The sequence below is a fragment of the Pelomonas candidula genome (genome assembly GCF_043555985.1).
Taxonomy (GTDB): domain Bacteria; phylum Pseudomonadota; class Gammaproteobacteria; order Burkholderiales; family Burkholderiaceae_C; genus Pelomonas; species Pelomonas candidula.
The window spans coordinates 1-1687 of record NZ_JBIGIC010000043.1 but is presented as its reverse complement, the minus strand read 5'-3'; the positions used below and the strand labels follow the sequence as shown (position 1 = coordinate 1687).

The following is a 1687-nucleotide window of genomic DNA, read 5'->3' as shown; positions in this document are numbered from 1 at the left end:
TCAGACCACAGCGGCTCGGGACTGGACAGCGTCAGCGCGCTGCCGGCCGTGCCGACGATGCGGCCCGTGCCGTCCAGCAGCAGCAGCTTGACTTCGGACGTGCCCAGATCAATGCCCAGATACATCAGGCGGTTTCCTCGGTGAGAGTGACGCCCGTGTCGGCCAGCGGCAACGCAGGGCGGGTGAGTCGGTAGCGCGCCAGCGCGGCGGCGCCCACGGCAACGGCGTTGGCGCCGAAGCGCGACGTGCGCACGGAGGGCGGCGGCAGGTTGGCGGCGGCGGCGTAGTCCAGCAGCATGTCCAGCGCCGGCTTCAGGAAGGGCTCGCCCAGCTCGACCACCGAGCCACCCAGCACGATGCAGCCGGGGTCGTAGGCGGTGGCGAGGTTCTGCAGCAGCACGCCGAGGTTGCGGCCGGCGGAGTTGACGGCCTTCAGCGTCTCGGCGTCTTCGTCCACCAGGTGGGCGCGCACCTCGGCCAGCGAGCGCAGCGCGGGCTCGCCGTCGCCGGTGCCCAGCATGGCGCGCGTCGCGATCAGTGCCTCGGCGCAGCCGCGGCGGCCGCAGGAGCAGCGCGGGCCGTTGAGCTGCAGCACCATGTGGCCCACTTCGCCCGCGAAGCCACGGCTGCCGGTCAGCAGCCGGTCGCCGACGATGACGCCGGCGCCCAGGCCCTGGTTGATGGAGACGTAGAGCAGCGGGTCGGAGGCCGGCGACGGGTTGAACTCCAGCTCGCCCAGAGCGGCGACATCGGCCTCGTTCTGGATGAAGAGCGCGACGCCGGCAAGCGCCGTGCCCTGCAGCTTCTCGCCCAGCAAGGCGCCGAAGGGGATGTCGCGCCAGCCCAGGTTGGGGGCGAAGTTCAGCACGCCGCGGGCCTCGTTGACGCCGCCCGGCAGGCCCACGCCGATGCCCAGGATCTGCTGCGCGGCGTCCAGCTGCTTGCGCAGCTTCAGCAGCACGGCGGCCAGGCTGGCGATGCAGGCCTTGGCGGTGCGGCTGGCGCCGTAGTTGGCGACGGCGCTGGCCTTGATGTCGCCGGTCAGCGATGTGGCGACGACGCGCACGGACTCGATGCCCACCTCGGCGCCCAGCAGCAGCAGGCGGCCCGGGTCGATGAACAGCGGCGTCGGGCGGCGGCCCAGGTCACCCGTGGCGACGACTTCGCTCTCGGCCAGCCAGCCCTCGTTGACCAGCTCGCGCACGAGCAGGCTGACGGTGGATTTGGTCAGGCCAACGGCGCCCGCGAGGTCGGCACGCGACAGCCCCGGGTTGGCACAGAGGTGCCTGACCAGGGCCATGCGGTTGATGACCTTGAGCAGCTGTTGGCTACCGGCGGCTTCGGCCTGCAAGCGTTGTCTCCTGGTTATGCCCTGTAGATCAGGTTTTGGAGCATATTAGTTCGACCGTTGCACGAAGTAAATTGGGTGAAAGCCCCTAGCGCAAAACACAACACTCCGCCGAAGATGACGCTGCGCCGGGCCTCACGTGGTCAGGCCAGCCATCGTCCGAACCGGGCGACGAGCAAGACAACGATCCCAATGAACGAGGCCGGCACAGCTGCCGGCGCATCGGAGACAACCAGGAACCACCCCCCATGAAGTTCACAGACGGACAGTGGATGCTGCAGCCGGGCGTGGCCGCGCACTACGCGGCCGAGGCCTATGCCATCGAAGTCCACGAAGACC

Annotated in this window: 2 protein-coding genes; both read right to left on the bottom strand. The window is 69.7% G+C overall.

Features of this window, described 5'->3' with window-relative positions:
* On the bottom strand, positions 1 to 125 hold a 125-nt coding region (locus ACG04R_RS28390), incomplete at its 3' end, for an FGGY family carbohydrate kinase (RefSeq protein ID WP_394418182.1).
* Positions 125 to 1351 (bottom strand): ROK family transcriptional regulator, encoded by a 1227-nt coding sequence (locus ACG04R_RS28385; protein WP_394418179.1) that lies wholly within the window; start codon positions 1349 to 1351, stop codon positions 125 to 127. The genes ACG04R_RS28385 and ACG04R_RS28390, both read right to left, overlap by 1 nt.
* Between the last annotated feature and the right edge of the window lie 336 nt (positions 1352 to 1687).